Consider the following 23,589-nt stretch of genomic DNA (forward strand, 5'->3'; position numbering starts at 1 on the left):
ATAAGACGCGCGGCGCTGTAGGCTTCTCAGCTTTCCGGTTCGTAGCGAACGAAAGCAAAGCGATCCCCCTTGGGCGACCAGTTGGGAACATTCATCGTGCCCTGCCCGCCGAAGAGCTCGAACAGCTCGCGCGCGTTGCTGCCATCCATCTCCATCAATCGCAGACGGACGTTCAGGTCCCGCGGATGATCGAAGACATCGCCGTCATAGGAGAGAACCAGAAGGTGTCTTCCGTCGGGCGACGGATGCGGGAACCAGTCGCCATAGGGGCTGTCGGTCACGCGCTCAACGTCGGTGCCGTCGGGACGAACGCGCCAGATCTGCATGCGGCCAGTGCGGCTGGAGTTGAAGTAGATCCACGCTCCATCCGGCGACCAGTCCGGCCCGTCGTTGCGGCCTTCGCCCTGCGTCAGTCGCCGCTCTTCGCCGCCTTCGACCGAGATCGTATAGATATCGAAGACCTGATCACGAATACCGCAATAGGTCAGTGCGCCGCCATCCGGCGACCAGCCGTGCCAGTAGGACGGGAGGTTGGGGGTGACAAGCCGCGGAGTGCCGCCAGAAGCCGGCAGCAGGTAGATCGCCGACTTGCCGAACTCGGTCTTGTCGCTGATCGCAATCGTGCTGCCATCAGGCGAAATGCCGTGGTCATTGTTGCAGAGATGGGCAAAGCCGGTTTCGATCTCGACCGGCTCCGAGCCGTCGAAGGCCAGCCGGTAAAGCCGGCCGTCGCCATTGATGATGAGATATCGCCCGTCCGGAGACCAATTCGGCGCCTCGACCAGCCGCTCCGTCTGCCAGACGACGCGAGTCTCGGCGGTAACGATGTCATAGGTTTCGATGGAACTGCGCATACGCTTCTCCTGCCGCAACCGCAGCTATTTGCTTTCTTCGCCCCGTGGCAGCACCGCCAAGACTTTGGCGCAGATCGACCGCATCAAGATGACGCTGCGCTGGTCTTGCCAGGTCGAGACCAAGCCCCAGGCCAGCAGCAGAAGAATGCAGACGAAGGCGACGCCGACGGTGACGAGACTACCGGTCGCAAGACCATAGACACCGAACACGGCCGGCGTCGCGAAACAGGCGATCTGCGCCGAAAGCTGCCCACCGGCAGAAACGTCGCTCAGCGACCACAGCCGGATCAGCCGGATTTCCTCCTCGGTGAACTCCGGCTGGCTTTCCTTGCCGTCCCGCCCTTCGGGGATGCGCTCACCGTCTATCCCCGATCGCGGAACCGGTTGGTGATTGGATAGCGCCGATCGCGGCCAAAATTCTTCTTGGTGATCTTCACGCCGGGCGCCGACTGTCGGCGCTTGTATTCGGCGATATAGAGCAGATGTTCGATGCGGTGTACCGTTGTCTCGTCATGACCACGAGCAACGATCTCCTCCGTGCTCATCTCCTTTTCGACGAGGCACTCCAGAATGTCATCGAGCACCGGATAGGGCGGCAGTGAATCCTGGTCCGTCTGGTTGGGGCGAAGCTCGGCCGACGGCGCCTTGTCGATGATGTTTTGCGGGATGACCACGCCGGATGGACCGAGCGCGCCCGGCGGCACGGTGGTGTTGCGCCAGCGCGAGATGCCATAGACCTCCATCTTGTAGAGGTCCTTGATCGGATTGAAGCCGCCGTTCATATCGCCATAGAGCGTGGCGTAGCCGACCGACATTTCCGACTTGTTGCCGGTGGTGACCACCATCGAGCCGAACTTGTTGGAGACGGCCATCAGGATCGTGCCGCGCGTGCGGCTCTGCAGGTTTTCCTCGGTGATGCCCGATTCCGTGCCCTCGAACATATCGGCCAGCGCGCCGAGAAATCCTTCGACCGGCTCTTCGATCGGCACGATATCGTAGCGGCAGCCGAGCGCTTCGGCGCAATCCTTGGCGTCCTTCAGCGAGTCCTTCGAGGTGTAGCGGTAAGGCAGCATGATCGTGCGTACCCGCTCCTCGCCGAGCGCATCAACGGCAAGTGCTGCGCAGATCGCCGAGTCGATGCCGCCGGACAGGCCGAGCACGACGTTCTTGAAACCGTTCTTGTTGACGTAGTCGCGGAAGCCGAGCATGCAGGCGCGATAGTCTGCCTCCTCCCGCTCCGGCAGGCGCGATTGCAGGCCGCCGGCACAGTGCCAGCCATTGTCGCCCTTTTTCCATTCGACGATCGACAGCGCCTCCTCGAACTGGCTCATCTGGAAGGCGAGCGACTTGTCCGTGTTGAAGGCGAAGCTCGCGCCGTCGAACACCAGTTCATCCTGACCGCCGAGCTGGTTGGCATAGATCATCGGCAGGCCGGTCTCTATCACCTGCTTGAGCACGACCTGATGGCGCACGTCCACCTTGCCGCGATGATAGGGCGAGCCGTTCGGTGACAGCAGGATTTCGGCGCCGCTTTCCGCCAGTGTCTCGCACACACCAAGATCGCCCCAGATGTCCTCGCAGATCGGGATACCAATGCGAATGCCGCGGAAATTGACCGGCCCTGGCATCTCGCCCTGGTCGAACACCCGCTTCTCGTCGAACTCGCCGTAATTCGGCAGATCGACCTTGTCGCGTACCGCAATGATCTTGCCGCCATCGAGCACGGCGACGGCATTGTGGCGCCCGGTCTTGGCCAGGCGCGGGAAGCCGATAATGACGCCCGGGCCGCCGTCGGCGGTCTCCTCGGCCAACTTTTCCACCGCCTGTAAACAGGCCTTGAGAAAAGCAGGCTTGAGAACCAGATCCTCCGGCGGATAGCCGGAAATGAAGAGCTCGGTGAGCAGCAGGAGGTCGGCGCCCTGGCGCGCCGCATCGGCGCGCGCCTCACGCGCTTTCGCCAGGTTTCCGGCGATATCGCCGACGGTCGGATTGAGCTGGGCGATTGCGATACGAAGCAGGGTGGGAGCGGCTTTGTGAGCGGTCATGAGCGGGCCTGTCGGTCTGTTCTCGAACGAATGCGTCTGACTTTCGCCCCGATCTTTAGCGCAATCCGCGCGAAAATGCCCACAGCCAATCGCCGCGAAGCGAAAAATTCCAAAAAATTCTGCGTTTCCGGTTTGTTATCGGCGCCGGCTCGCGCGTCCTCACGTCACGAAAACCTGTTTCCAAACACCCTGAACAAGTCATTCATCCCCTGTTCAAAATGACAGTCGTATGACAGCTACACGACACATTGATGAAATTGGAGAAGACGTTGGCCAATATCGATTCAGCCGTAGCGAGGAGATCACGAGTCTACGCTGGTAGACCCGGATTTGCCGCGCGGCACGCCAAGACGCTGACCTCCGCACGCAGTGCATTGTTCTCGCTGTCGATCGCGGCAGCCCTCGTTTTTGCAGTCGAGTTGATCGTGCGCCAGTCCATGGCCGACACGGTCGCCTACTTCCTCGATCCGACGCGCCCCGCATGGACCACCATCGGTGCATTCTTCCTGATCCTTCTCGCCATCGATGGCGTTTTCGGCCGCGAACACAAGTCCGCCGTGGTGCTCGCGCCGCTGGCGATCATACCGGCCATCATCTGCCAGCAGAAGCAGGTCTTTCTCTCCGACCCGCTCTATCCGACCGACTTCCTCTTTGGCCGCCAGATCCTCGAATTGATGCCTGTGCTTGTCAAGGATCGTCCGTGGACGGCCGTCGGCATCGTTGTCGGCCTCATCGCAGCCGTTACAACCATCGGCCTGTTGCTGCGTTACGCCTGGCGCAACTTCCCCAAGCTGACACGCCGCGAGCGCATCGCTCGCGCAGCTTTTGCGCTGCCGCTGCTCTTCGCCTTCTGGCACATCATGGATTACAACCAGTTCTCCTGGATCCGTGATCGCCTGAAGGTCATCCCGATCATGTGGGACCAGACCGAAAACTATCGTCACAACGGCTTTGCGCTGGCGTTTGCGATCAATCTGCCGATGGCCAACGTCAACGCGCCCGCCGGCTACATGGCCGATGCGATCGATCGCATCCCGGTCAAGCCGCTGCCGGCCGGCACCTCCCACCGCAGCAAGCCCGACGTCATCGTGCTGATGAGCGAATCCTTCTGGGATCCGACCCGTCTGCCGAACGTCAAGCTTTCGCCCGACCCGATGCCGACGATCCGCGAAATGCAATCTGGCAACGTGTTCTCGCCAGAGTTCGGCGGCATGACGGCCAATGTCGAATTCGAAGCGCTGACCGGCTTTTCGAATGCCTTCCTGCCCTATGGCAGCATTCCGTACCAACAGTACATCCGCAATCCGATCCCCTCGCTTGCCACCTTCTTCCGTGGCGAGGGTTACGTTTCGCGTGCCATCCATCCGTTCCAGAGCTGGTTCTGGAACCGCACCGCCGTCTACAAGGCCTTCGGCTTCGACACCTTCAAGTCGGAGGAGAATATGCCGCCGATGCAGAAGCGCGGCATTTTCGCCTCGGACGAATCCCTGACCAAGGAGATCATCCGCCAGGCGGACGCCATGGATGACCCCTTCTTCTTCTTCGCGGTAACGCTGCAGGGCCATGGCCCCTATGAGCCGAACCGCTATGCCAAGAATACCATCAAGGTCGAAGGCAACCTGCCGGAGAGCGATCGCCAGGTGCTTGAAACCTACGCCCAGGGCGTCAAGGAAGCCGACGAGAGCCTGAAGAAGCTGATGGACTGGGCCAAGCAACGTGACCGCGAAACCATCATCGTGCTCTTCGGCGACCACCTGCCGCCGTTGAACACGGTCTACACCAACACCGGTTTCATGAAGGGCGTGACCGCGGAGCGCAAGGGCTCGAAGGACCAGATGAAGGCGCAGCACGAAACTCCGCTCGTCGTCTGGTCGAACAAGACGGGTCCGAAGAAGAATGTCGGCACGATCAGCCCGGCCTTCCTTTCCTACCAGATCCTCATGCAGTCCGGCTACGAGCATCCCTACTATACCGGCTTCCTCGGCAAGGTGCACGACCAGTACCGCGTCGTCGACCGCTACATGCTGATCCGCAAGAACGGCAAGGATGTCGCCGAATGGTCTCGTCAGCCGAAGGTCCCGGCCCTGCTGCGCGACTATCGCTTCCTCCAGCACGACATGATGTTCGGCAAGCGCTACTCGACCGACCGCTTCTTCAAGTCGCACGCGGATCTCTACGCCGCAGGCTTCTAAACCACACCCGCACACGTTCGTGCGACATCACTGGCCTCTGAACAGAGCCGGACGGTAAACCGCCCGGCTCTGTGCATTTTCTCATCTATCCCGTTGATTTCCTCGTCGAAGTGGTGCGCTTAAGCGCGTCGCGATCTTTCCGATTCGCTCACTGCGCTTTAGGCTCTTGTTTTTTGCCCGTGTCGTTATCGCAAATCCGCCGCACACTTTTGCGCGAAACGCTTTCGATATCGTCCGATCCATTTCCGGAGATAGCCATGCCGCATTTGAACGAACTCTCGCAGCACATCTTCGGCAAACCGATGGCCGAGCTCGGCGAAATCGAGCGCCGCATCCTGACCCGCGCCAAGGAACGACGCACCGTTGCAACCGACACCAATGCCGCGTTCAGCGCCGAGCTGTCCGTCGGCGACCGGCTCGCCGACGCCATTGCCAGGATTGGCGGCTCCTGGGGGTTCATTCTCAGCTTTTGCGGCTTTCTCGTCGTCTGGGTGATCATCAACACCGTCTTGCTGGTGACCGGGGCCTTCGATCCCTACCCCTTCATCTTCCTCAACCTGCTGCTTTCGATGCTGGCGGCGCTGCAGGCGCCGGTCATCATGATGTCCCAGAACCGGCAGGCCGAGCGCGATCGCTTCGCTGCGGCAAAGGACTATGAGGTCAATCTGAAGTCGGAAGTCGAGTTGATCGCCCTGCACCACAAGGTGGACGATGTGCTACTGCGCGAGATCGCCGAGCTGAGGACCGACATCGCCAATCTTAACCGCCAGCTTTCCCAGTATCGGCACATACCCGACAATGAATAGACACCGGACAAGCCACTAAAGCGCGCAAGAATCTGCAAGATTCCTAATTCAATCACAAATTTGTATTTTGCAACAATAGGCTATTTCTGACTATTGAAACAACCTATTAGCGTATCGAAAAATTAACACTTGGGGAGCACCGTCAAGGCGCAGGGACAGAGAAAAAGCAGTCACGGTTCGGTCGGAGTTGCTGATATGTCCAAAATAACGCGCCTGTTCGGCAGCCGCGATGGCGCTGCCGCAATTGAATTTGCAATCATCGCCCCTCTATTCTTTCTATGTGTGTTGACGTTGATCGCCTACGGCATCTACCTCAGCGCGGCCCACTCCATTCAGCAGATAGCCGCCGACGCAGCGCGCACCGCCATTGCCGGACTTTCCGAAGGCGAGCGAGAACTCCTTGCCACGGACTACATCCAGCGCACGACCATGGACCAAGCCTTCATCAAGCCGTCCCGTATGACGGTCACCGTCAAGGACGATGCTGGTAACGCCAACCAGTTTACCGTGAGGATCAAGTACGACGCCGGCGATCTCCCGATCTTCAACATGTTCACTTTCGCCATGCCGAGCGAAAATATCGAGCGCTTCGCTACGATCCGTTTGGGAGGTATCTGATATGGGTTTGAAAGCGCCGGGAATAGCACACCTCGCCCGATCAAGAGGTGGCAACGTCGGCATATCCGCCGCTCTCGTCATGCCGCTCGTGATCGCCTCCATGGGACTTGGCATCGACTACGGTTACCTCACGGTCCAGAAGCAGGAAATGCAGTCGACCGTCGATCTTGCTGCCATCGCCGCCGCATCGAACGTCTCCTCCGCCGAGCAGGCTGTTCTCAAGTACTTCTCCAACAACCATGTCAATTTCGCTGTTGCGACGCCCTCCGGCCTGTTGACCGTCGATGGCAAGGTTCTGCCGCCCGGCGACGTCGGGACGGAAAAGGTCGACGGCGTGGCAACGGTCACGCGTGGACGGTATGTCCCCGATCCGGGCGTCGCAGCCGGCCAGCGCTTCGTCAGGGATGCCGCAGGGCATAGACGGGCTTGCGGCCCTTGCCGGTATGCGCATTCGGTTGCCGATCTATGTCGAGCTTGCCCACGCAGAAGCCAAACTTGCCGACATCCGTTGCTACGGCGGCAAGCCGGAGAACGCGGCAGTCGTCGTCGACGCGGTGCCGGGCGTCGCTGAGATCGCCGTCGGTGACGTCAATCCGAAGGTGCTTTCGAGTTTCTCCTTCGACGCTCGGGTCGAGCGCGCCCGCATCGTCGATGCGCTGGCGGTCAAGATCGACGCCATCGCTCACGTCGAGGCGCAGAACCTTCAAGCGTCCCGCCTCACCTTCAGCCCCGCCGAAGTGGCCGCACGCTCGATCAAGAGCGTTTCGACCAAGGACATCCTGTCGTCGACGACGAAGACCCTGCTCAACAATCTGGACCTGAACATTCAGGTGTTGTTCCTGACGCTCGGCAGCCCGACTATCCTGCAACAGGCGCTTGCCCAGACCTTGGCCGCGGTCACGAAACCGGTGGACGATCTGCTCTACAATCTGCTGCTCCTAGTGGGGGGTACGCGTGGGAGAAGCCGATGTCCGCGTCACCGGCGTCAAATGTCAGCCACCGGTACTGGTGCAGTAACAGCCTCGCGACAGCACAAAGGGACTGGCAACGGAAAATCGATTGCCGATGCTTTCGAACAAAATGACGGGTTCGCACGTTATGGGCAAGGTAGAGCTGCTACATGCAGATGGGTTGAGTAGTATCGAAGCACACGTGGCGAGGGATCGGAACCCGAGGCGTATGCGAGAGATCGTCGGGAGACGTGCGCGACAGATGCAGTTGGTTGCAAAACAGGGGGATGCTGCACCGGAGAAACCGCTCGCCTTCACGGCGGACGGATTGCTGCGCAACCCGCTCCTGCGCGAGACGCTGCAGATCAGCGCTCGCGATCTGATGGCGGTCTATGATATTTTTCCACGTGTGGCTCGTCTCGTCGCCTCCCACCAGAAATGGACGCTGACCCAGGCCGCTTACGCGCTTCATCTTGAGCGCGACCCGTCTCACCCCGATTCGGGAGTGACTGCCGCGCGGTTGTTGAAGTTCATGCGCGAGACCGGCGGCGCAAGCAGGAACACGGCAGCCGCATTCCTGTCCGAGCTGCTCGCCTACAAGCTGCTGCGCGATGTCAGAGGTGAGCGGACGAACAAGAAGGTTCGCCCACTTGAGCCGACGGAAGTCAGCGAGAGCGCCATGATGCGTTGGTTCATGAGCCAAATGGGCACGCTCGACCGCCTCGATGGCGGCAGACGTCTGGAACATGTCGAGGCCGACACCTCTGTCCTTGGACGCACGCAGCCGATCGCGGCGCGAATGCTCCTGTCCGACAAGAATTGGAGCGAGCCCCCCGAAGGCGTTGCCATCTTCGTTTGGACCGAATGCGGGGGCTTGCTGCTCGATGACCTCATGGCGCGTCCGAAAAGCCTGACGCCCGTGGACGGAAAGGTCTGGCTGGAACTCAATCTCGCCGAGCTTGCCAACCACTACACCATCTCCAACACGCACGTGCGCAGACTGTTCACCAAAGCGCAGGACACAGGTTTCATCGGCCGATCGAACGACGGCTCCCGTGGACGCTTTTGGATGAGCGCCGGACTGGTCGACGAGTATTGTCGCTGGCAGGCTATAAAGCTCGCGGCCCTGGCCAATGCCTATGAGCGAGCCACGGACGGTGCAGTCCGGTTGGCGAAATAGGTCATTTCCTTCACTAAGTGCGGCCCGGCGTCGCCGGAGGTTCGCGCGCACGGATCGCGTCATCGCCTGGCGGCCGGAAGTGGCTTGAACGGTCCTACGACCGGCCCGCTTCAAACTTCGGCAGATCGTCGTTAATGTCGTAGAAATCGCCCTTGTCGGCACAGAATATGTGATAGCCGGGTAGGAGATCCGTCGGCTTCTCAAAGGCGCCGGCCATGATCGAGACGTATTCGGCGCTATCGGATTTCCAGAACAGAGCCGAGCCGCAGTTGCGGCAAAAACCACGCTGCGCGCCATCGCTCGAACGATACCAGGTCACGTCCTCCGCCCCCTCAAGTTCCATGTCGCGATCCAGCACATTGGTCGCGGCGTAATAGAGGCCCGTCTGCTTGCGGCATTGCGTGCAATGGCAAAAGATCAACTCGCGCAGTTCGCCCCGCGTCTTGAACCGCACTGCCGCGCAAAGGCAGCTGCCGCTGTGAATATCCGACATGGTCCCCGACCTCCTGAAACGAGAAATGCCGGGCCAGCTTCGCGAGCCGGCCCGGCATTGTCAATTTCATAGCGACCGCTCGAGGTTCAGAAAATCTGAACCGTGCGGCAATGCCTCAGTATCAGCCGTTGACGACCAGCTTCTTCTCGTCGCGGCCGCCCTTCATGCGCTCGGCGAGCAGGAACGCCAATTCCAGCGCCTGGTCCGCATTGAGGCGAGGATCGCAATGGGTGTGGTAGCGATCGGCGAGATCGTCACCCGAAAGCGCACGGGCGCCGCCGGTGCATTCGGTAACGTCGTTGCCGGTCATCTCGATATGAATGCCGCCCGGGTGCGAGCCTTCCGCACGGTGGATCTGGAAGAAGCTTTCGACTTCCGACAGGATCCGCTCGAACGGGCGGGTCTTATAGTTGTTGAGCGTGATCGTGTTGCCGTGCATCGGATCGCAGGACCAGACGACCTTCTTGCCTTCGCGTTCAACCGCGCGGATGAGGCGCGGCAGGTGCTCGGCAACCTTGTCATGGCCGAAGCGGCAAATCAGCGTCAGGCGGCCGGCTTCGTTGGCCGGGTTGAGCAGATCGATCAGTTCCAGAAGGCCGTCAGCCGTCAGCGACGGGCCACACTTGAGGCCAAGCGGGTTCTTGATGCCACGGCAATATTCGATATGGGCGTGGTCCGGCTGGCGGGTACGGTCGCCGATCCAGATCATGTGGCCCGAAGTCGCATACCAGTCGCCGGAGGTGGAATCGACACGCGTCAGCGCCTGCTCGTAGCCGAGCAGCAGCGCCTCGTGGCTGGTGAAGAAATCGGTTTCGCGCAGGCTCGGATGATTTTCAGAGGTGATGCCGATCGCCTTCATGAAATCCATCGTCTCGGAAATCCGGTCGGCGAGCTTGCGGTAGCGCTCTGCCTGCGGGCTATCCTTGACGAAGCCGAGCATCCACTGATGAACGTTGTCGAGGTTGGCATAGCCACCCATCGCAAAAGCGCGCAACAGGTTGAGCGTCGCGGCGGACTGGCGGTAGGCCATGATCTGCCGTTCCGGATCCGGAACGCGTTCCGCTTCGGTGAACTCGATGCCGTTGATGATGTCGCCACGGTAGCTCGGCAGCTCGACGTCGCCCTGCTTCTCGATGTTGGAGGAGCGCGGCTTGGCGAACTGGCCAGCGATGCGACCGACCTTGACCACCGGCTGCTGAGCGCCGAACGTCAGAACGACGGCCATCTGCAGGAACGCGCGGAAGAAGTCGCGGATCGTGTCGGCCCCATGCTCGGCAAAGCTCTCGGCGCAATCGCCGCCCTGCAGCAGGAAGCCGCGGCCTTCGGCAACATTGGCAAGAGCAGTCTTCAGACGCCGCGCCTCGCCGGCAAACACCAGCGGCGGATACTTCGCGAGTTTCGCTTCCGTTGCCGCAAGAGCCGCAAGGTCCGGATAATCCGGAACCTGCTGGATGGGTTTCTGCCGCCAGCTATTCGGAGTCCAAGTCTGTGCCATTTCGATCACCTGTTGTCTGCCGCGGACGTCGGTCCGCGCGGGTCGCGCCCTGACGGTTTCGACACCGCCCGGTATTCGGAAATTTCACTGCGTCCGCGCGCCCCGCTTCAGCGCGTGGCCAAGCCTTCGCGCCCGCTCGAAGCCGGTGACTTCGCGGATGCGGGCTTATAGACGTTAAGCGATGGCTTGGAAAGGCATCCTACCAGAATTCATGGTTTCCGGCGTCAGCAAAGCAACCGCCCTGCTCAGCCGACCCGCTCGCCCTTACGCACGCGATAGGACGGCGCATACATCGTCACAAGCTCTTCCGATGCTGTCGGATGCACCGCCATCGTCCGATCGAAGTCGTCCTTGGTGCAACCGGCCTTCAGCGAAATGCCGAGCAATTGCGCCATTTCGCCGGCATCGTGCCCGAGGATGTGGGCGCCCAGCACTTTGCGGTCGGCAGCGTTGACGATCAGCTTCATGATCATCTTTTCCTTCCGGCCGGAAAGCGTCGCCTTCATCGGCCGGAACTCGGCACGATAGACTTCCAGTTCTTCGAACTGACGCGCAGCCTGCTCCTCGCTGAGGCCGACGGTGCCGATCTCCGGCTGGGAGAAGACGGCCGTGGCGATCAGGTCGTGGTCGGGCGATACCGGGTTGTTCTTGTATTCGGTCTCGATGAAGCACATTGCCTCGTGGATCGCGACCGGTGTCAGCTGGACGCGATCGGTCACGTCGCCGAGGGCATAGATGCCAGGCGCGCTCGTGCGCGAAAAGGCGTCGACGACGATCGCGCCGCGCTCATCCGTGTTCACCCCGGCGCTTTCGAGCCCGAGGCCCTTGGTGTTCGGCACGCGGCCAAGCGCCAGCATCACCTGATCGACGGCGATTTGGCCGTGTTTCATCGTCTGCGCCACGCGCTTGCCGTCGGCGTCAGTCGTGACCGACTGGATGATGTCTTCGCAAAGGATCCGGATGCCCTTCTCTTCCATCGCCGTGTGCAGGCCGCGGCGGAGATCCTGATCGAAACGCGAGAGGATTTCCTTGCCGCGATAGATCAGTGTCGTTTCGACGCCGAGACCATGAAAGATATTGGCGAACTCGACAGCGATATAGCCACCGCCTGCAATCAGGATCGACTTCGGCAGTTCCGCCAGATCGAAAGCCTCATTGGAGGAAATGCAGAGTTCATGGCCCGGCAGCGCGTCATGCGGCGTCGGGTGGCCGCCGACAGCAATGACGATACGTTCGGCGGTCACGGTCTTGCCAGTGTCGAGCAGGCGAACCGTATTCGGGCCGACAAGCTCAGCCCGTGTACGCAGGATCTCCGCGCCGGCATTGGCGAGCCCCTTCTGGTAGAGGCCTTCGAGCCGCGTGATCTCCTGCTCCTTGGCAGCGACGAGCTTTTGCCAATCAAAGCGACTTTCGCCGACGGTCCAGCCGAAACCCGCCGCATCCTCGAAATGTTCCGAATATTGCGACGCGTAGACATAGAGCTTCTTCGGAACGCACCCACGGATGACACAGGTGCCGCCATAACGGAACTCTTCGGCGATCGCGACCTTCTTGCCGAGACTTGCCGCCAGCCGGCCGCTTCTGACGCCACCCGAACCGCCACCGATTACGAAGAGGTCATAGTCGAAAGCGGGCATGGGCGAACTCCTGAAGGTCGTGCAAGCTGCAATTAGGACAATTAGGGGACCGCGGACCAGGCATTTTCGCCGGCGGCACGCCCCGCTCGGGGGGCAGTCCCCCGTCGCAGGCACATATAGTGTTGCACTGCAGAAAAAGAAAAGCCCGGATTGCTCCGGGCTCCCCAAAACGTGATGTTTAGCCCAGCTGACCCGAGCTCTCTCCGACCGACCGCGGATTATTGGGCGGGCGGTGTCTCAACGGTGCCTTCAATACGTGGCGGAGCCGAAGTGCCGACCTTGGCGTCGAGCGACTTCGTGGCTTCGGTGTTGAGGTCGCGCGACACGCCGGCTGCCCAGATGTCTGCCGCCTTCAACAATTCGCGCGAAGCAATCGGGCCGTCGTTCAGAAGCTTCTTGCCGGCCGTCGACTTGTAGAACTCGGTAATGGCGTTCAGCTCTTCAAGCGTAAAGGTCTTGGCGTAGATCGTCGCGGCTTCGTTTTCGAGATCGGCGCGACGCGCTGCCAGGGTCAAAGCCTTTTCGTCGACGGTCGCGGTGATCAGCTCCTGGAAGTTCGGCGAAGCCTGGATCAGAGTATTCTTCAGACGCTCGGCGAGGTTCGGCAGAATGTTGTCGAAGTTGTTGGTCACGCCGAGTGCAGCGATGGTCGCACGCGCGGCCTTGATCTGGGCGTCGGACACGTCCTGAGCCTGAACCGGAATGGATGCAGAAAGGAGAACCGCGGTGGCTGCGAAAGTGCGGACAAGACCTGCGAGTTTGTTCATTTTTATCCATGCTCCTGTGTTTGTCGCATGCTGCCGGGGCGATTGCCGCCGCCAGGCCCGCATGTGTGGTAACCTGTTTTCTTCACCGGCCCCTGCTCCCCAGGGAGCGACGGGAACCGGCTCAAGATGCGGTCAGAATGCGTGCCTCTTCCGGTCCGGCAATAATTGCCAGCGACGCGATGCCTATGAAAAGTCCATGCTCGACCACGCCCGGAATGGCATTCAGCTCTCCCGCGAGCGCATCTGCATCAGGAATACGGCCAAAAGATGCATCAAGAATGAGGTGTCCACCGTCCGTCTTGAAGGGGCCGTCGCCTGAGTTGCGCACGGAGATGTCACCGGAAAGACCGAGACGCGAGGCCACCTTTTCGATGGCGATGCGCGTTGCCACCTGGCCGAAGGGATTGACCTCGATCGGCAGCTTGAATGCGCCGAGAACATCGACGACTTTCGATTCATCGGCGATGACAATCATGCGCTTGGAAGCGGCCGCGACGATCTTCTCGCGCAGCAATGCGCCGCCGCCGCCCTTAATCAGTCGCAACTGACCATCGATTTCGTCGGCACCATCGATCGTCAGGTCCAGTTCCGGAAGTTCGTCCAGCGACTTCAACTGCACGCCAAGCTCCAGGCACAGCCGCGCAGTACGCTCGGAGGTCGGAACGCCTTCGATGCGGAAGCCCGCAGCGACCTTCTCGGCCAGGAGCCGAACGAACTCCTCGGCAGTCGATCCCGTCCCAATGCCGAGACGCATGCCGTCTTCGACATGTTCGAGCGCCGCTGCCGCGGCTTTGATTTTCATTTGGCGGGCGTCCATACGCCAGTCGCTCCCTTTTTACCCACCGGATGTGGATGCGGTTACCCACCTTCTCCATCCGTTTTCCGCTGAGACACTTACACGCCCAAAGCTGCAAACAAAAGCCAAAATCAGGGGCCCGGCCCGGATTCCTGGTCCCTTCCCACACACACTTGCCATTGCATTCTCTTGCAACTTCGCCTACCCGAACGACAACTCTTTCCGGCTACGCGAGGTTCACCTCTTGTCTTCCCCCATTGTCGTCTTTGATCTCGACGGAACCCTTGTCGATACGGCGCCGGATCTGGTGGCGAGCCTCAACCATGCGGTGACCCAGGCCGGCGTCGAGCCGGTCACCTACCGCGACCTCACCCATCTCGTTGGCCACGGTGCCCGCGCGATGATCGAGCGGACTTTTGCGCTTCGCAACAAGCCGCTCGATGAAGAAGCGTTGGCCTGGCAGATGAAGGAGTTCGTCGACTTCTATCATGGCTCGATGCCGGGTGATTCCCTGCCTTACCCGGGCATGCTCAACGCACTCGACCGGCTGTCGGCGGCGGGCTTCAAGCTCGCAGTCTGCACCAACAAGCCGGAGATGCTGGCAAACCGGCTGCTCGAGCGCCTAGGCCTCATCGATCGCTTCGCGGCGGTTTCCGGTGGCGACACGTTCGAAATCCGCAAGCCGAATGCCGACCACCTGCTGCGCACGATCGCCAATGCCGGCGGCAGTGCCGCGCACTCGGTGATGATCGGTGACAGCCTCAACGATATTCTGGTCGCCCGAAACGCCGCGATCCCGTCGATCGCCGTGCCGTTCGGCTATTCCGACGTGCCGATCGAAAGCCTGGAGCCGACAGTGATCATCCGCCACTTCGACGAGTTGACGCCGGCGCTGGTGACAGGGCTTTTCAACGGCAAGTAAGCGCGCGGGCGCTGGGCCTGAGGTTTTGATCCGCATCTGATCGAGGATAGAGCCCACTAAGATCAATCGTCATTGGCAGCGCGCACGTAGCAGGTTCCTGCGTCGCGCCGCTTCTCGCATCGCAAAAACACGCTGCGTTCCTCTCGCGTCACCACCACCTAAACGAAAAACCCCATGGAGAAGCTCCACGGGGTCTGAAATTCTGTCGTCGAACACGGTGCCAGTGCGAGTGGCGCCATCGCCTAATTGGGACTTACCCCTCGGCCCGGCGAGCGTCGCGGGTGGCGTCGAGGGCGCGGTTCACGTACATGTCGCGCTCATACACGTCGTCGAAATACTCGATGACACCGTCCTTGTTCGGCCAGGCGGTAAAATAGGCGACGTAAACAGGAACCTTCTGCGGCACCTGCAACGCCTTGTTGCTGCCGCCGCCGATTTCCTTGCCGACATCCTCGACGCTGGTGCCAAGCACGGCCGCTGCCATCCGGCGCGGATCGGCGAGCCGCACGCAACCGTGGCTGAGTGCGCGCTGGTCACGCTTGAAGAAGCTCTTCGACGGCGTGTCGTGCATGTAGATGGCATGCGCATTCGGGAACAGGATCTTCAGTTCGCCAAGCGCGTTGTCGCTGCTCGGCGGCTGGCGCACGGCAACCGAGGCGGTCGATCCGGTCCAGTTGACGGAAGACGACGGCACTGAGCGCCCGCCTATCTCAACCTGATAGCCCATCCGATCGAGATAACCAGGGTCGTTGCGCAGCTTCGGCAGCATCTCGTTGATGATGATCGACTGCGGCACGCCCCAGTATGGATTGACCTCGACGGTCTGAATCTCATCCTGGAAGAAATAGGTCTGGTTCGCCTTTGAACCGACGACGACGCGCATCGAAAACTGCTCGGCGCCATTGTCGCTATAGGACGCGGTAAAGGCCGGCTGGTTGATGAAGACGTAGCGGTTGCCGAGCCCATCGGGAAGCCAGCGCGCCTGTTCCATCGCGACTTCGAGCTTGTTGATCTTGCTTGCCACGGTGTCGCCACCGGTCAGGAGTCGCAGCGACGCCTGACCGACGACGCCATCGGCCTTCAGGCCATTCTCCTTCTGGAACGCTTCGACGAGCAGAACCAGCTCAGGCGTGTACTCAGGGGTTCCTTGATAGGCCGCGAGCACTGCGGCGTGATCCGACTTCAGCGTCTCGGAACCCTTGATGCGGATCCCGGCGACGATGTTGGCAAGTTCCGGATTGCTTTGGCCCGGCTTCAGGAGCGTGCCCGGCGCGATCTCGACACGCTGTTCCACGCTCTTCTCTGCACGAAGGCGCTCGAGTTCAACCGACAATGCAGCGAATTGTTCGCTCTTCGGGTTCTGATCGTTGAGCAGCGTGGCAACATCGGAGCTTGCCGACATCCTATCGAGGAAGGCTGAGAGATCGACGGTCTTGCGCTTGAAATCGTGATAGCCGGAGATCTTGTTGGGATCGATGCGGCCACGCACCGTGTCCTCGACATAGGAAAGCGTTGCCGCCGACAGCGCGATTTCGAACTGAACAAGTTCCTTTTCGCGCGCGATCATATCGCCGCGGTCGAATTCATCAGCAGGCACCTGAACGGCATAATCCTGCGGATCGAGACCGACCTTTGCTGCATCGGCAAGAACGGCAATCGCCCCCTTTGCGCGCGCGTTGACACCGGTGCCGTCGATCCAGACGAAATCAGAACGCGAGCCGTAATGGGTCTCGATGGCTTTTGCCACATTCGAGGTCGTGCGAACCTCAACGTCAGGCATGAATTGCCGGGCATCGGTGAGCGCCGCACGCAGCATTGGCGGCAGCGCTTCGTTGCGCACAGAACCGGTGACGACCGGATCGAGCAGCCTACCGGTATCGACCCGGCGCAGAGGTTCCGCCTTGTAGGTATAATAGCGAGGGCCGGTCACCTTCGGCAGCGGCGTGGAGACCGTCCTCTGCTGCGGCTGCCCCATGGAACCGACACCGGGCAGCGGCTGGCCGGACTGCATCTCCTGCTTCGGCGTCTTCTGTCTGCCGCCGCGGATAAGGTCCATCAACGTGATGGCCGCAGCCGGCCGCACATCGAAGGTTGCAATCGAACAGCTGCTCATGAGCGCTACGATCGCTGCCGTCTTGAAAATTCTCATGTGAAACTACGTCCCCGTATCGCGTTGTCGCCGAACTCGGCTTTAGCCAGATTCTCGCCACGCCCTCGTGCTCTAAAACTTATAGAAAAGGATGGTGAATGAAAAGGAAACGCGCCTCCCCGAACGTGCATGAAAACACCTCTGCGTGGTAAAAAAACCGCTTGATTTCCAGGACGTTCGAGGGGGCGTAAAAATTTGATTTGCATCGACATTAGTGTCGTTGCCACCCGGCCCGCACGGCAAGGCGAGCAATGCGAGCCTTAAAGGAAGGCAACGAATGTGGCTGAAACGCCACAAGGAATCCGGGTTCGCCGCGCGCACGCGAATCAGCCGCTGCACGACTGCAAAGGCCGCTCTTTGTCGCACGCCCGCCTTTCAAACGATTGTAGCATTGCCAGCTCCGGGGCCACCTCTTTACAAGCCTTGCCAGCCGGGGCAGAGAGAGGCCCGGCACCTTGGGGAAGGGACAGCCGGTTGCGACCGCGTCCCCTCGCCCAGACTTCATGAACCGCATGACGAAGGCAGGGATCACGATGACATCGACGCGCACGGAAACAGATACGTTCGGCCCCATCCAAGTGGCAAACGACCGCTATTGGGGCGCCCAGGCCGAGCGTTCCCTCGGCAACTTCAAGATCGGCTGGGAAAAACAGCCGGTCGCAATCGTCAGCGCGCTCGGCATCGTCAAGCAGGCCGCGGCCCGCACCAACATGGCGCTCGGTCGCCTGGATGCAACCATTGCCGATGCCATCGTCAAGGCCTCGCAGGAAGTCATCGACGGCAAGCTCAATGACCACTTCCCGTTGGTTGTCTGGCAAACAGGCTCCGGCACCCAGTCGAACATGAACGCCAACGAGGTCATCTCGAACCGCGCAATCGAAATGCTCGGCGGCGTCATGGGCTCGAAGACGCCGGTGCATCCGAACGACCACGTCAACATGAGCCAATCGTCCAACGATACCTATCCGACGGCGATGCACATCGCCTGCGCGGAGCGGGTGATCCATGATCTGCTGCCGGCGCTAAAGCACCTGCACGAGGCGCTCGAAGCCAAGGTCAAGGCGTTCGATCACATCATCAAGATCGGCCGCACCCACACCCAGGACGCAACCCCGCTGACGCTCGGCCAGGAATTCTCCGGTTATGCCGCCCAGGTCGCGTCCTCGATCAAGCGCATCGAGTTGACCCTGCCCGGCCTTTGCGAGCTCGCGCAGGGCGGTACCGCCGTGGGTACCGGCCTCAATGCACCCATCGGCTTTGCCGAGAAGGTCGCGGAAGAAATCGCCAAGATCACCGGCATTGCCTTCACCACGGCACCGAACAAGTTCGAAGCGCTTGCCGCCCACGATTCGATGGTCTTCAGCCACGGCGCTATCAACGCCGCAGCAGCTGCCCTCTTCAAGATTGCCAACGACATTCGCTTCCTCGGCTCCGGCCCGCGCTCGGGCCTCGGCGAGCTCTCGCTGCCGGAAAACGAACCGGGTTCGTCGATCATGCCGGGCAAGGTCAACCCGACCCAGTGCGAAGCGCTCACACAGGTCTGCGTCCAGGTGTTCGGCAACAACGCCGCACTGACCTTTGCCGGCAGCCAGGGCCATTTCGAGCTCAACGTCTTCAACCCGCTGATGGCCTATAACTTCCTGCAGTCGGTACAGTTGCTCGCCGATGCCGCGATCTCCTTCACCGACAACTGCGTCGTCGGCATCGAGGCCCGCGAAGACAACATCAAGGCAGCGCTCGACCGCTCGCTGATGCTGGTGACGGCGCTGGCGCCGAAGATCGGCTACGACAACGCGGCCAAGATCGCTAAGACCGCCCACAAGAACGGCACGACACTGCGCGAAGAAGCCGTCGGCGGCGGTTACGTCACCAACGAAGAGTTCGACGCCATCGTGCGTCCGGAAACGATGATCAGCCCGGCCTGATCCGTATACCCCTGCCGCGGCGCCTTAATCCGCGTCGCGGCTCGGCCCTCGCCCGGATCGACGGGATATTGCATTGTCTGCGTTAAGTCGAATTGTCTTCATTCGCAGAAGCAATCATTAAGACTTCGCAAATCATTTGCCCCTAAAAATCAGTACCTGTAAGCAATGAGTAATATTGGGGGTTTGCGAATGCAAACGGCCACCTCTGGAAAAACGCAAGCTCCGGATATCGCAGCACAAGTAACTCATGCGATGCGCATGATGGGCGTGTCGCCGATACCGCGCAATTACGAGCTTTATTACGAAGCCTACCTCGGTTCGAATCCGCAATTGTCCAAGGAACTCGCAGCTCTCGGCAGCCGCGCGACCCAGGAGGAACTCGACGCGATCGGCGCACAATATTTCAGCCATATCCATCGCTCGACCGGTATCGAGCGCGCCCACACCAGCCTTGCGGCCAAGCTGACCGAACTGGTCAACCTGTTGAAGGACGAGCAATATGCGCTCGAGACTTACAACAAGGTTCTCGACGAAGCCTATGTCAACATAACGAGCAAGAGCGCGTCCAGCGCCGACATCCTGCGCCACGCCATCGGTATCCTCACCGAGGCGACCGCCGACACGATGAGCCAGGGCAAGGAGCGCGTGCAGACCGTGGTGCAGAAGTCCTTCGAGATGGAGGTCATCCGCCAGGAACTCGACGAATACAAGCGGATCGCCAATACGGATTCGCTGACGCGGCTCGCCAACCGCCGTGCCTTCGACGACAATCTCGCCGCCGTCTACAACAACGATCATGAGAAGAACTTCACCGGCCTGCTGGTTGCCGATATCGACCACTTCAAGAAGGTGAACGACACGTTCGGCCATCCGGTCGGCGACAAGATCCTGGCGACGGTCGGCAGCGTCATCCGCGCCAATGTCCGCCGCGACGCCTTTGTCGCCCGCACCGGCGGAGAGGAGTTCGCGGTCATACTCAAAGACAGCAGCCAGGAAGAATGCCTGCAGGTCGCCGATCGCATTCGCACCGTACTGGCCGGCACGCCCTTTAGAAATTCCAAGACCGGCGTCAATTATGGCCCGATCACCCTGTCGGTCGGCGTCTGCATGGCGACCGCCGCGGAGGATGCCGTCGATCTCTACAACAAGGCGGATATCGCGCTCTATTCCGCCAAGAATGCCGGCCGCAACAAGACGATGCTGTTCGAAGACGGCATGCGCAAGGAATCCGGCCGCAACTGGCTGATCTACCGACGTTAGCAACGTCCGAGATACCCTTCATGAAAATGGCGTCCATCGGGCGCCATTTTCATGTCAGCACTCTCGTTCCCTTGGAAACAGCCAGGCCTGATTGCAATCGCTAGAACAGTTGCAACAGGGACCAACGGCTACGGAAAGCACGATCGGTTCCCACAATCCGAGGGGGAGAACCGACATGAAGCGCATTTTTGCAGCCGTCACCGCGATCGTCTTGATGACAGGATCAGCCGCAATCGCCGGCGAAAAGGCACAGGGTCAGATCACCGTCGCCTCCCTCGACAGCAACGCCGCCAAGACCGGTTGGCTTCAGGTCCTGTCGCAAGGCGGCGCCAGCTATAAGGCCAAGCGCGGCGACATCAGCCAGTCACCGATCGCGCGAGAACTCGTCGCCTTCCCTGAGACCGCCGCTCCCGGCACCATCATCATCGACAATTCCGAGCGTCGCCTCTACCACGTCGTCGGCCGCGGCATCGCAGTCAAATACGCCGTCAGCGTTGGGCGGAAGGGGTTTCTGTGGACCGGAACCAACACCGTGAGCCGCAAGGCCGAATGGCCCACCTGGGTGCCGCCCGAGGACATGCGCGTTCGTGAAGCCAAGAAGGGCAAGGTGCTGCCCGCCAGCATGGAGGGCGGCATCGACAATCCGCTCGGTGCCCGCGCCATGTATCTCGGCTCGACGATCTACCGCATTCACGGGACCAACCAGCCGCTGTCGATCGGCAAGGCGATGTCATCAGGCTGCATCCGCATGGCCAACGAGGATGTCGAGCACCTTTATGCCAATGTCCAGCTCGGCACGACTGTGGTCGTTCGCGACTGACCGACCAGTCAAGGCAAGGCGTCCACACTCAGCCTATCGACAGGCGGAGGCACCCGCCTGTCTTGCAATGGCGATCAGTTCCGGCCGGTACTCGAAATGCATGGTGTCGAAATGATACCAGCGGCCGCCCCAGATGAAACCATGCTTCTCGAAGACCTCGACGATCTCCAGCGGATAGCGGTTGCGGTAGGGCGCCGCGCCGCTCTTGCCTCCGCCCGCCCAGCGCCAGTAGTCGGCAAAGCCGGTGTTGAGATCGATCGCCGCGCCAAAACTGTGCACCGAGAGCGTGTGCGCGCCGGCAATGTTGCGCCAGTTGAAGGTCCCGGCACTGGGCACGAGATACCGCTTCAGCTTTGGTCGTGAGGCAAGCTCGCGCCCGACCGCCTGCAACGCCTTGGCCACACCGTGCCTGCTGGTGACGCTCAGGCGCTCGCCGAACCAGTCAACCACGACAAGATCGCGCCTGACGCCCGCAGCACTGCCCCCATAAAGACGTTTCATCAAGGCTTCGCTGCGGATGCGGCCCGGATCGAAATCCACACCCGGCGGCTTGGCACAGGGACCAAGCGGATAGATCTGCGAAAGACTGTCCTCGATATCGCCGGATGCGAGCTTTTCGGCGTGGCTCTTCTGCCTGCCATCATCGATCGGCAGCGCCGGGCCGCCATCGCGCAGGGTCAGCGTGTCTTGGCCGACCTCGGCGACCGCCTCCGGATAGGCCCTGGCGAGCAGTTCGAGCTTTTCGCTGAGCGTCGGCTCGGCCGCCAAGCCTCTGCTGACACAGGCCGAGACAAGTAGAACGGCGGCACCAAGACACGCGCTTATAGATCCACGTCGCATCACGTTTCCATCTCTGGCTTGCGTCGGCTCCGCGGTCGTTCGCAAACCCGCTCGGCCGTTCAGCCTACCACATGGTCTGGGCTGCGCGCTCCGGCCATTCGCGGTCATAGGTATCCCGATCGAAATCGGCCTTGGCGGCCTTCAGCAACGCACCGGGCGTCGGAAGCGTCGCGGGATCGATGAAGCGCTCAGGATTCCAGATCTGCGATCGCATCAAGGCGCGGGCGCACTGGAAATAGACCTCGCCGATGGTGACGACGAGGACGCTGCGCGGGTTCCTGCCATCGATCTCGAAGGAGTCAGTCAGCGCCGGATCGATGCTGACAACGGCGGTGCCGTTGATGCGCATGGTGGTGTTGGATCCAGGCACCAGGAACATCAGCGCCACGCGCGGGTCGCGCACGATGTTGGCGAGCGAATCGACGCGGTTGTTGCCGCGCCAGTCGGGCATCAGAACCGTCTTGTCGTCGGCGACCCGGACAACGCATTCGTCGTCGCCGCGCGGAGAACAGTCGAGCCCTTCGGGACCTACGGTCGCAAGTGCGGCAAAGGGAGATGCCTCGATCATCTGCCGGTACTCTGCGGTCAGCACTTTGGTGACCTTTGCCACCGATGCCTCGCTGACGCCGCCGTAAAGCGCGTTCAATTCCTCGACCGAGGTGATGATCGACATGCCGTCCTCCCGCAAATGCATGATGCCCAAACCGTTATCCGGCTTCATGCAGCCAACTCAATATCAGCAGCGGCGCTCGCCTCGCGAAAGACGGTAACACCGCGGTCGAAGTGATCCTTTCGACGGATAGCATGACGGGCATATGACGGCATCAGCGAAATCTTCCGAAGCCGTATCGGACGCGAGAACGCGGATGCGCGACCAGCCTTCGGTCAGGCAGCAGCCTTTCGATCCTCGGCATGGACGAAAGCATTGATCCTGTCGATCACCGGGCTTGCCGATACGATGCGGCGATGGCCGTAGCCATTCGCCCAGTGAAGCTCGACATTGGGTCCGGCCGCCGCATAGCGGCGCGCATGGTCGGCCGAAACCTCCTTGTCATCTTCCGCATGGATGATCAATGTCGGAACGGCCCGCACCTCAAGGATCCTGGCCGCATCGAAATCCTCCAGCCGGCGGCCGGACAGGCGTTCGACGACGCCTTCGAAGGCGCCCTGGGTTTTGGGTGAAAGGCGAAGAACTTTTCCGAAGCCCTTGAAAAGCCAGGTCATCTCGCTCGGTGCACCGATCAGGACAAGCTTTTTTGCGACATGACTAGGCACGTCGCAAACGAGACCACCGGCCGCACAGGCAAGGCTGGCGCCTCCGAAGGAATGGCCGACGCTGACGTCAAAGCCCCCGAAATGCCGCCAGGCGGCATCGATCGCCCTGACGGCGGCCGGCATCGTCAGCGTCCGCCCCGGCGAGGCGCCATGCCCGGGCCAGTCAAGTGTTACCACCTCGGCTCCGCTGGCAACCAGCCCTTCGATCATGGTGGCGAGATAATCGCTGCGCGATCCCCAGCCGTGAACCAGCAGCACGCGCTTGGCGTTGGCGGCATTGCGCGGGCTCGCGAAATGCCGTGCTAGGACCCACCCGCCGGCATAGGAAAGCGTCACCGGCTCGCCCTTGGCGATCACCGGGACGGCAGCGGCAAGGGCCGCGCGTTCCTTGGCGCTCTTCGGCTTGCGGCCGGGCGTAACACTGAACAGTTTGAAGGCGAGCCGGCCGGCGGCCTCGGGAGAAATGACCGACACGCCGGCAAGCGCATGGCGGATGACCTTGATCGCAAAGGATGCCATAGTGAGAATCTCTTGATATGTTCAATGCTGAACATTATTGTACAAC

20 protein-coding genes and 1 pseudogene are annotated in these 23,589 nt (G+C 61.0%); 9 read left to right on the forward strand and 12 right to left on the reverse strand.

What is annotated here, in order from left to right:
- Positions 1-26: 26 nt before the first annotated feature.
- From J3R84_RS08155 to J3R84_RS08165, 3 genes are all read right to left on the reverse strand, one after another.
- The gene (locus J3R84_RS08155) at positions 27-854 is read right to left on the reverse strand and encodes a TolB family protein (RefSeq protein WP_025427228.1); all 828 of its coding nucleotides are present in this window, start codon (positions 852-854) and stop codon (positions 27-29) included.
- 24 nt (positions 855-878) lie between these two features.
- Positions 879-1,064, reverse strand: a complete 186-nt coding sequence (locus J3R84_RS08160; RefSeq protein WP_025427229.1) for a hypothetical protein — start codon at positions 1,062-1,064, stop codon at positions 879-881.
- Between the two features lie 152 nt (positions 1,065-1,216).
- Complete coding sequence (locus tag J3R84_RS08165; RefSeq protein ID WP_025427230.1) at positions 1,217-2,899, reverse strand: NAD+ synthase; 1,683 nt, start codon at positions 2,897-2,899, stop codon at positions 1,217-1,219.
- A gap of 269 nt (positions 2,900-3,168) precedes the next feature.
- Here J3R84_RS08165 and J3R84_RS08170 point away from each other — a divergent pair, with 269 nt between their 5' ends.
- The 5 genes and pseudogenes from J3R84_RS08170 to J3R84_RS08190 all read left to right on the forward strand — a co-directional run bounded on the left by J3R84_RS08170 (position 3,169) and on the right by J3R84_RS08190 (position 8,645).
- Positions 3,169-5,091 (forward strand): LTA synthase family protein, encoded by a 1,923-nt coding sequence (locus J3R84_RS08170; RefSeq protein ID WP_203529159.1) that lies wholly within the window; start codon positions 3,169-3,171, stop codon positions 5,089-5,091.
- Positions 5,092-5,348: 257 nt separating this feature from the next.
- Positions 5,349-5,897 (forward strand): DUF1003 domain-containing protein, encoded by a 549-nt coding sequence (locus tag J3R84_RS08175; RefSeq protein ID WP_025427232.1) that lies wholly within the window; start codon positions 5,349-5,351, stop codon positions 5,895-5,897.
- Positions 5,898-6,092: 195 nt separating this feature from the next.
- Positions 6,093-6,515 carry a TadE/TadG family type IV pilus assembly protein gene (locus tag J3R84_RS08180; RefSeq protein ID WP_203529156.1) on the forward strand — a complete coding sequence of 141 codons (423 nt, stop codon included), beginning with the start codon at positions 6,093-6,095 and terminating at the stop codon, positions 6,513-6,515.
- A gap of 1 nt (position 6,516) precedes the next feature.
- Positions 6,517-7,532, forward strand: a pseudogene (locus J3R84_RS08185) (TadE/TadG family type IV pilus assembly protein).
- 162 nt (positions 7,533-7,694) lie between these two features.
- Positions 7,695-8,645: a hypothetical protein gene (locus J3R84_RS08190; RefSeq protein WP_038576148.1), complete on the forward strand. Its 951-nt coding sequence runs from the start codon at positions 7,695-7,697 to the stop codon at positions 8,643-8,645.
- Between the two features lie 94 nt (positions 8,646-8,739).
- On the opposite strand, the gene J3R84_RS08195 is transcribed toward J3R84_RS08190, so the two are convergent.
- The 5 genes from J3R84_RS08195 to rpiA all read right to left on the reverse strand — a co-directional run bounded on the left by J3R84_RS08195 (position 8,740) and on the right by rpiA (position 13,854).
- Positions 8,740-9,138, reverse strand: a complete 399-nt coding sequence (locus J3R84_RS08195; protein ID WP_025427236.1) for a GFA family protein — start codon at positions 9,136-9,138, stop codon at positions 8,740-8,742.
- 121 nt (positions 9,139-9,259) lie between these two features.
- Positions 9,260-10,633, reverse strand: a complete 1,374-nt coding sequence (locus J3R84_RS08200) for a class II 3-deoxy-7-phosphoheptulonate synthase (RefSeq protein WP_025427237.1) — start codon at positions 10,631-10,633, stop codon at positions 9,260-9,262.
- A 245-nt stretch (positions 10,634-10,878) separates the two neighbouring features.
- The gene (gene gor, locus J3R84_RS08205) at positions 10,879-12,270 is read right to left on the reverse strand and encodes a glutathione-disulfide reductase (protein WP_025427238.1); all 1,392 of its coding nucleotides are present in this window, start codon (positions 12,268-12,270) and stop codon (positions 10,879-10,881) included.
- A gap of 218 nt (positions 12,271-12,488) precedes the next feature.
- Positions 12,489-13,037 carry a DUF2059 domain-containing protein gene (locus J3R84_RS08210; protein WP_025427239.1) on the reverse strand — a complete coding sequence of 183 codons (549 nt, stop codon included), beginning with the start codon at positions 13,035-13,037 and terminating at the stop codon, positions 12,489-12,491.
- 121 nt (positions 13,038-13,158) lie between these two features.
- Positions 13,159-13,854: a ribose-5-phosphate isomerase RpiA gene (gene rpiA / locus J3R84_RS08215; RefSeq protein WP_084814283.1), complete on the reverse strand. Its 696-nt coding sequence runs from the start codon at positions 13,852-13,854 to the stop codon at positions 13,159-13,161.
- A 223-nt stretch (positions 13,855-14,077) separates the two neighbouring features.
- Here rpiA and J3R84_RS08220 point away from each other — a divergent pair, with 223 nt between their 5' ends.
- Positions 14,078-14,755: an HAD family hydrolase gene (locus J3R84_RS08220; protein ID WP_025427241.1), complete on the forward strand. Its 678-nt coding sequence runs from the start codon at positions 14,078-14,080 to the stop codon at positions 14,753-14,755.
- Positions 14,756-15,008: 253 nt separating this feature from the next.
- On the opposite strand, the gene J3R84_RS08225 is transcribed toward J3R84_RS08220, so the two are convergent.
- On the reverse strand, positions 15,009-16,904 hold the full coding sequence (locus J3R84_RS08225; protein ID WP_025427242.1) for a L,D-transpeptidase family protein: 1,896 nt from the start codon (positions 16,902-16,904) through the stop codon (positions 15,009-15,011).
- A gap of 533 nt (positions 16,905-17,437) precedes the next feature.
- On the opposite strand from J3R84_RS08225, the gene fumC reads away from it, so the two are divergent.
- The 3 genes from fumC to J3R84_RS08240 all read left to right on the forward strand — a co-directional run bounded on the left by fumC (position 17,438) and on the right by J3R84_RS08240 (position 20,909).
- Positions 17,438-18,829 carry a class II fumarate hydratase gene (gene fumC / locus J3R84_RS08230; protein WP_025427243.1) on the forward strand — a complete coding sequence of 464 codons (1,392 nt, stop codon included), beginning with the start codon at positions 17,438-17,440 and terminating at the stop codon, positions 18,827-18,829.
- A gap of 189 nt (positions 18,830-19,018) precedes the next feature.
- Positions 19,019-20,089 (forward strand): GGDEF domain-containing protein, encoded by a 1,071-nt coding sequence (locus tag J3R84_RS08235; RefSeq protein WP_025427244.1) that lies wholly within the window; start codon positions 19,019-19,021, stop codon positions 20,087-20,089.
- A 175-nt stretch (positions 20,090-20,264) separates the two neighbouring features.
- Positions 20,265-20,909, forward strand: a complete 645-nt coding sequence (locus J3R84_RS08240; protein WP_025427245.1) for a L,D-transpeptidase — start codon at positions 20,265-20,267, stop codon at positions 20,907-20,909.
- Positions 20,910-20,942: 33 nt separating this feature from the next.
- Here J3R84_RS08240 and J3R84_RS08245 read toward each other — a convergent pair whose 3' ends face one another.
- From J3R84_RS08245 to J3R84_RS08255, 3 genes are all read right to left on the reverse strand, one after another.
- A complete protein-coding gene (locus J3R84_RS08245; RefSeq protein WP_038576151.1) occupies positions 20,943-21,749 on the reverse strand; it encodes a M15 family metallopeptidase in 807 nt (268 codons plus the stop codon).
- 64 nt (positions 21,750-21,813) lie between these two features.
- On the reverse strand, positions 21,814-22,422 hold the full coding sequence (locus J3R84_RS08250) for a pyridoxamine 5'-phosphate oxidase family protein (protein WP_025427247.1): 609 nt from the start codon (positions 22,420-22,422) through the stop codon (positions 21,814-21,816).
- A gap of 212 nt (positions 22,423-22,634) precedes the next feature.
- Positions 22,635-23,543: an alpha/beta fold hydrolase gene (locus J3R84_RS08255; RefSeq protein ID WP_025427248.1), complete on the reverse strand. Its 909-nt coding sequence runs from the start codon at positions 23,541-23,543 to the stop codon at positions 22,635-22,637.
- Positions 23,544-23,589: the final 46 nt, after the last annotated feature.

This window comes from Ensifer canadensis, from assembly GCF_017488845.2.
Taxonomy (GTDB): domain Bacteria; phylum Pseudomonadota; class Alphaproteobacteria; order Rhizobiales; family Rhizobiaceae; genus Ensifer; species Ensifer canadensis.

Excerpts from the sequence above, each read along its gene's own strand:
- J3R84_RS08235 (WP_025427244.1), top strand. The coding sequence starts at position 19,019 with ATGCAAACGGCCACCTCTGGAAAAACGCAAGCTCCGGATATCGCAGCA.
- rpiA (WP_084814283.1), bottom strand. The coding sequence starts at position 13,854 with ATGGACGCCCGCCAAATGAAAATCAAAGCCGCGGCAGCGGCGCTCGAA.
- J3R84_RS08245 (WP_038576151.1), bottom strand. The coding sequence starts at position 21,749 with ATGCGACGTGGATCTATAAGCGCGTGTCTTGGTGCCGCCGTTCTACTT.
- J3R84_RS08165 (WP_025427230.1), bottom strand. The coding sequence starts at position 2,899 with ATGACCGCTCACAAAGCCGCTCCCACCCTGCTTCGTATCGCAATCGCC.
- J3R84_RS08240 (WP_025427245.1), top strand. The coding sequence starts at position 20,265 with ATGAAGCGCATTTTTGCAGCCGTCACCGCGATCGTCTTGATGACAGGA.
- fumC (WP_025427243.1), top strand. The coding sequence starts at position 17,438 with ATGACATCGACGCGCACGGAAACAGATACGTTCGGCCCCATCCAAGTG.
- J3R84_RS08190 (WP_038576148.1), top strand. The coding sequence starts at position 7,695 with ATGCGAGAGATCGTCGGGAGACGTGCGCGACAGATGCAGTTGGTTGCA.
- J3R84_RS08250 (WP_025427247.1), bottom strand. The coding sequence starts at position 22,422 with ATGTCGATCATCACCTCGGTCGAGGAATTGAACGCGCTTTACGGCGGC.
- J3R84_RS08155 (WP_025427228.1), bottom strand. The coding sequence starts at position 854 with ATGCGCAGTTCCATCGAAACCTATGACATCGTTACCGCCGAGACTCGC.
- J3R84_RS08180 (WP_203529156.1), top strand. The coding sequence starts at position 6,093 with ATGTCCAAAATAACGCGCCTGTTCGGCAGCCGCGATGGCGCTGCCGCA.
- J3R84_RS08255 (WP_025427248.1), bottom strand. The coding sequence starts at position 23,543 with ATGGCATCCTTTGCGATCAAGGTCATCCGCCATGCGCTTGCCGGCGTG.
- J3R84_RS08225 (WP_025427242.1), bottom strand. The coding sequence starts at position 16,904 with ATGAGAATTTTCAAGACGGCAGCGATCGTAGCGCTCATGAGCAGCTGT.
- J3R84_RS08210 (WP_025427239.1), bottom strand. The coding sequence starts at position 13,037 with ATGAACAAACTCGCAGGTCTTGTCCGCACTTTCGCAGCCACCGCGGTT.
- gor (WP_025427238.1), bottom strand. The coding sequence starts at position 12,270 with ATGCCCGCTTTCGACTATGACCTCTTCGTAATCGGTGGCGGTTCGGGT.
- J3R84_RS08200 (WP_025427237.1), bottom strand. The coding sequence starts at position 10,633 with ATGGCACAGACTTGGACTCCGAATAGCTGGCGGCAGAAACCCATCCAG.
- J3R84_RS08195 (WP_025427236.1), bottom strand. The coding sequence starts at position 9,138 with ATGTCGGATATTCACAGCGGCAGCTGCCTTTGCGCGGCAGTGCGGTTC.
- J3R84_RS08175 (WP_025427232.1), top strand. The coding sequence starts at position 5,349 with ATGCCGCATTTGAACGAACTCTCGCAGCACATCTTCGGCAAACCGATG.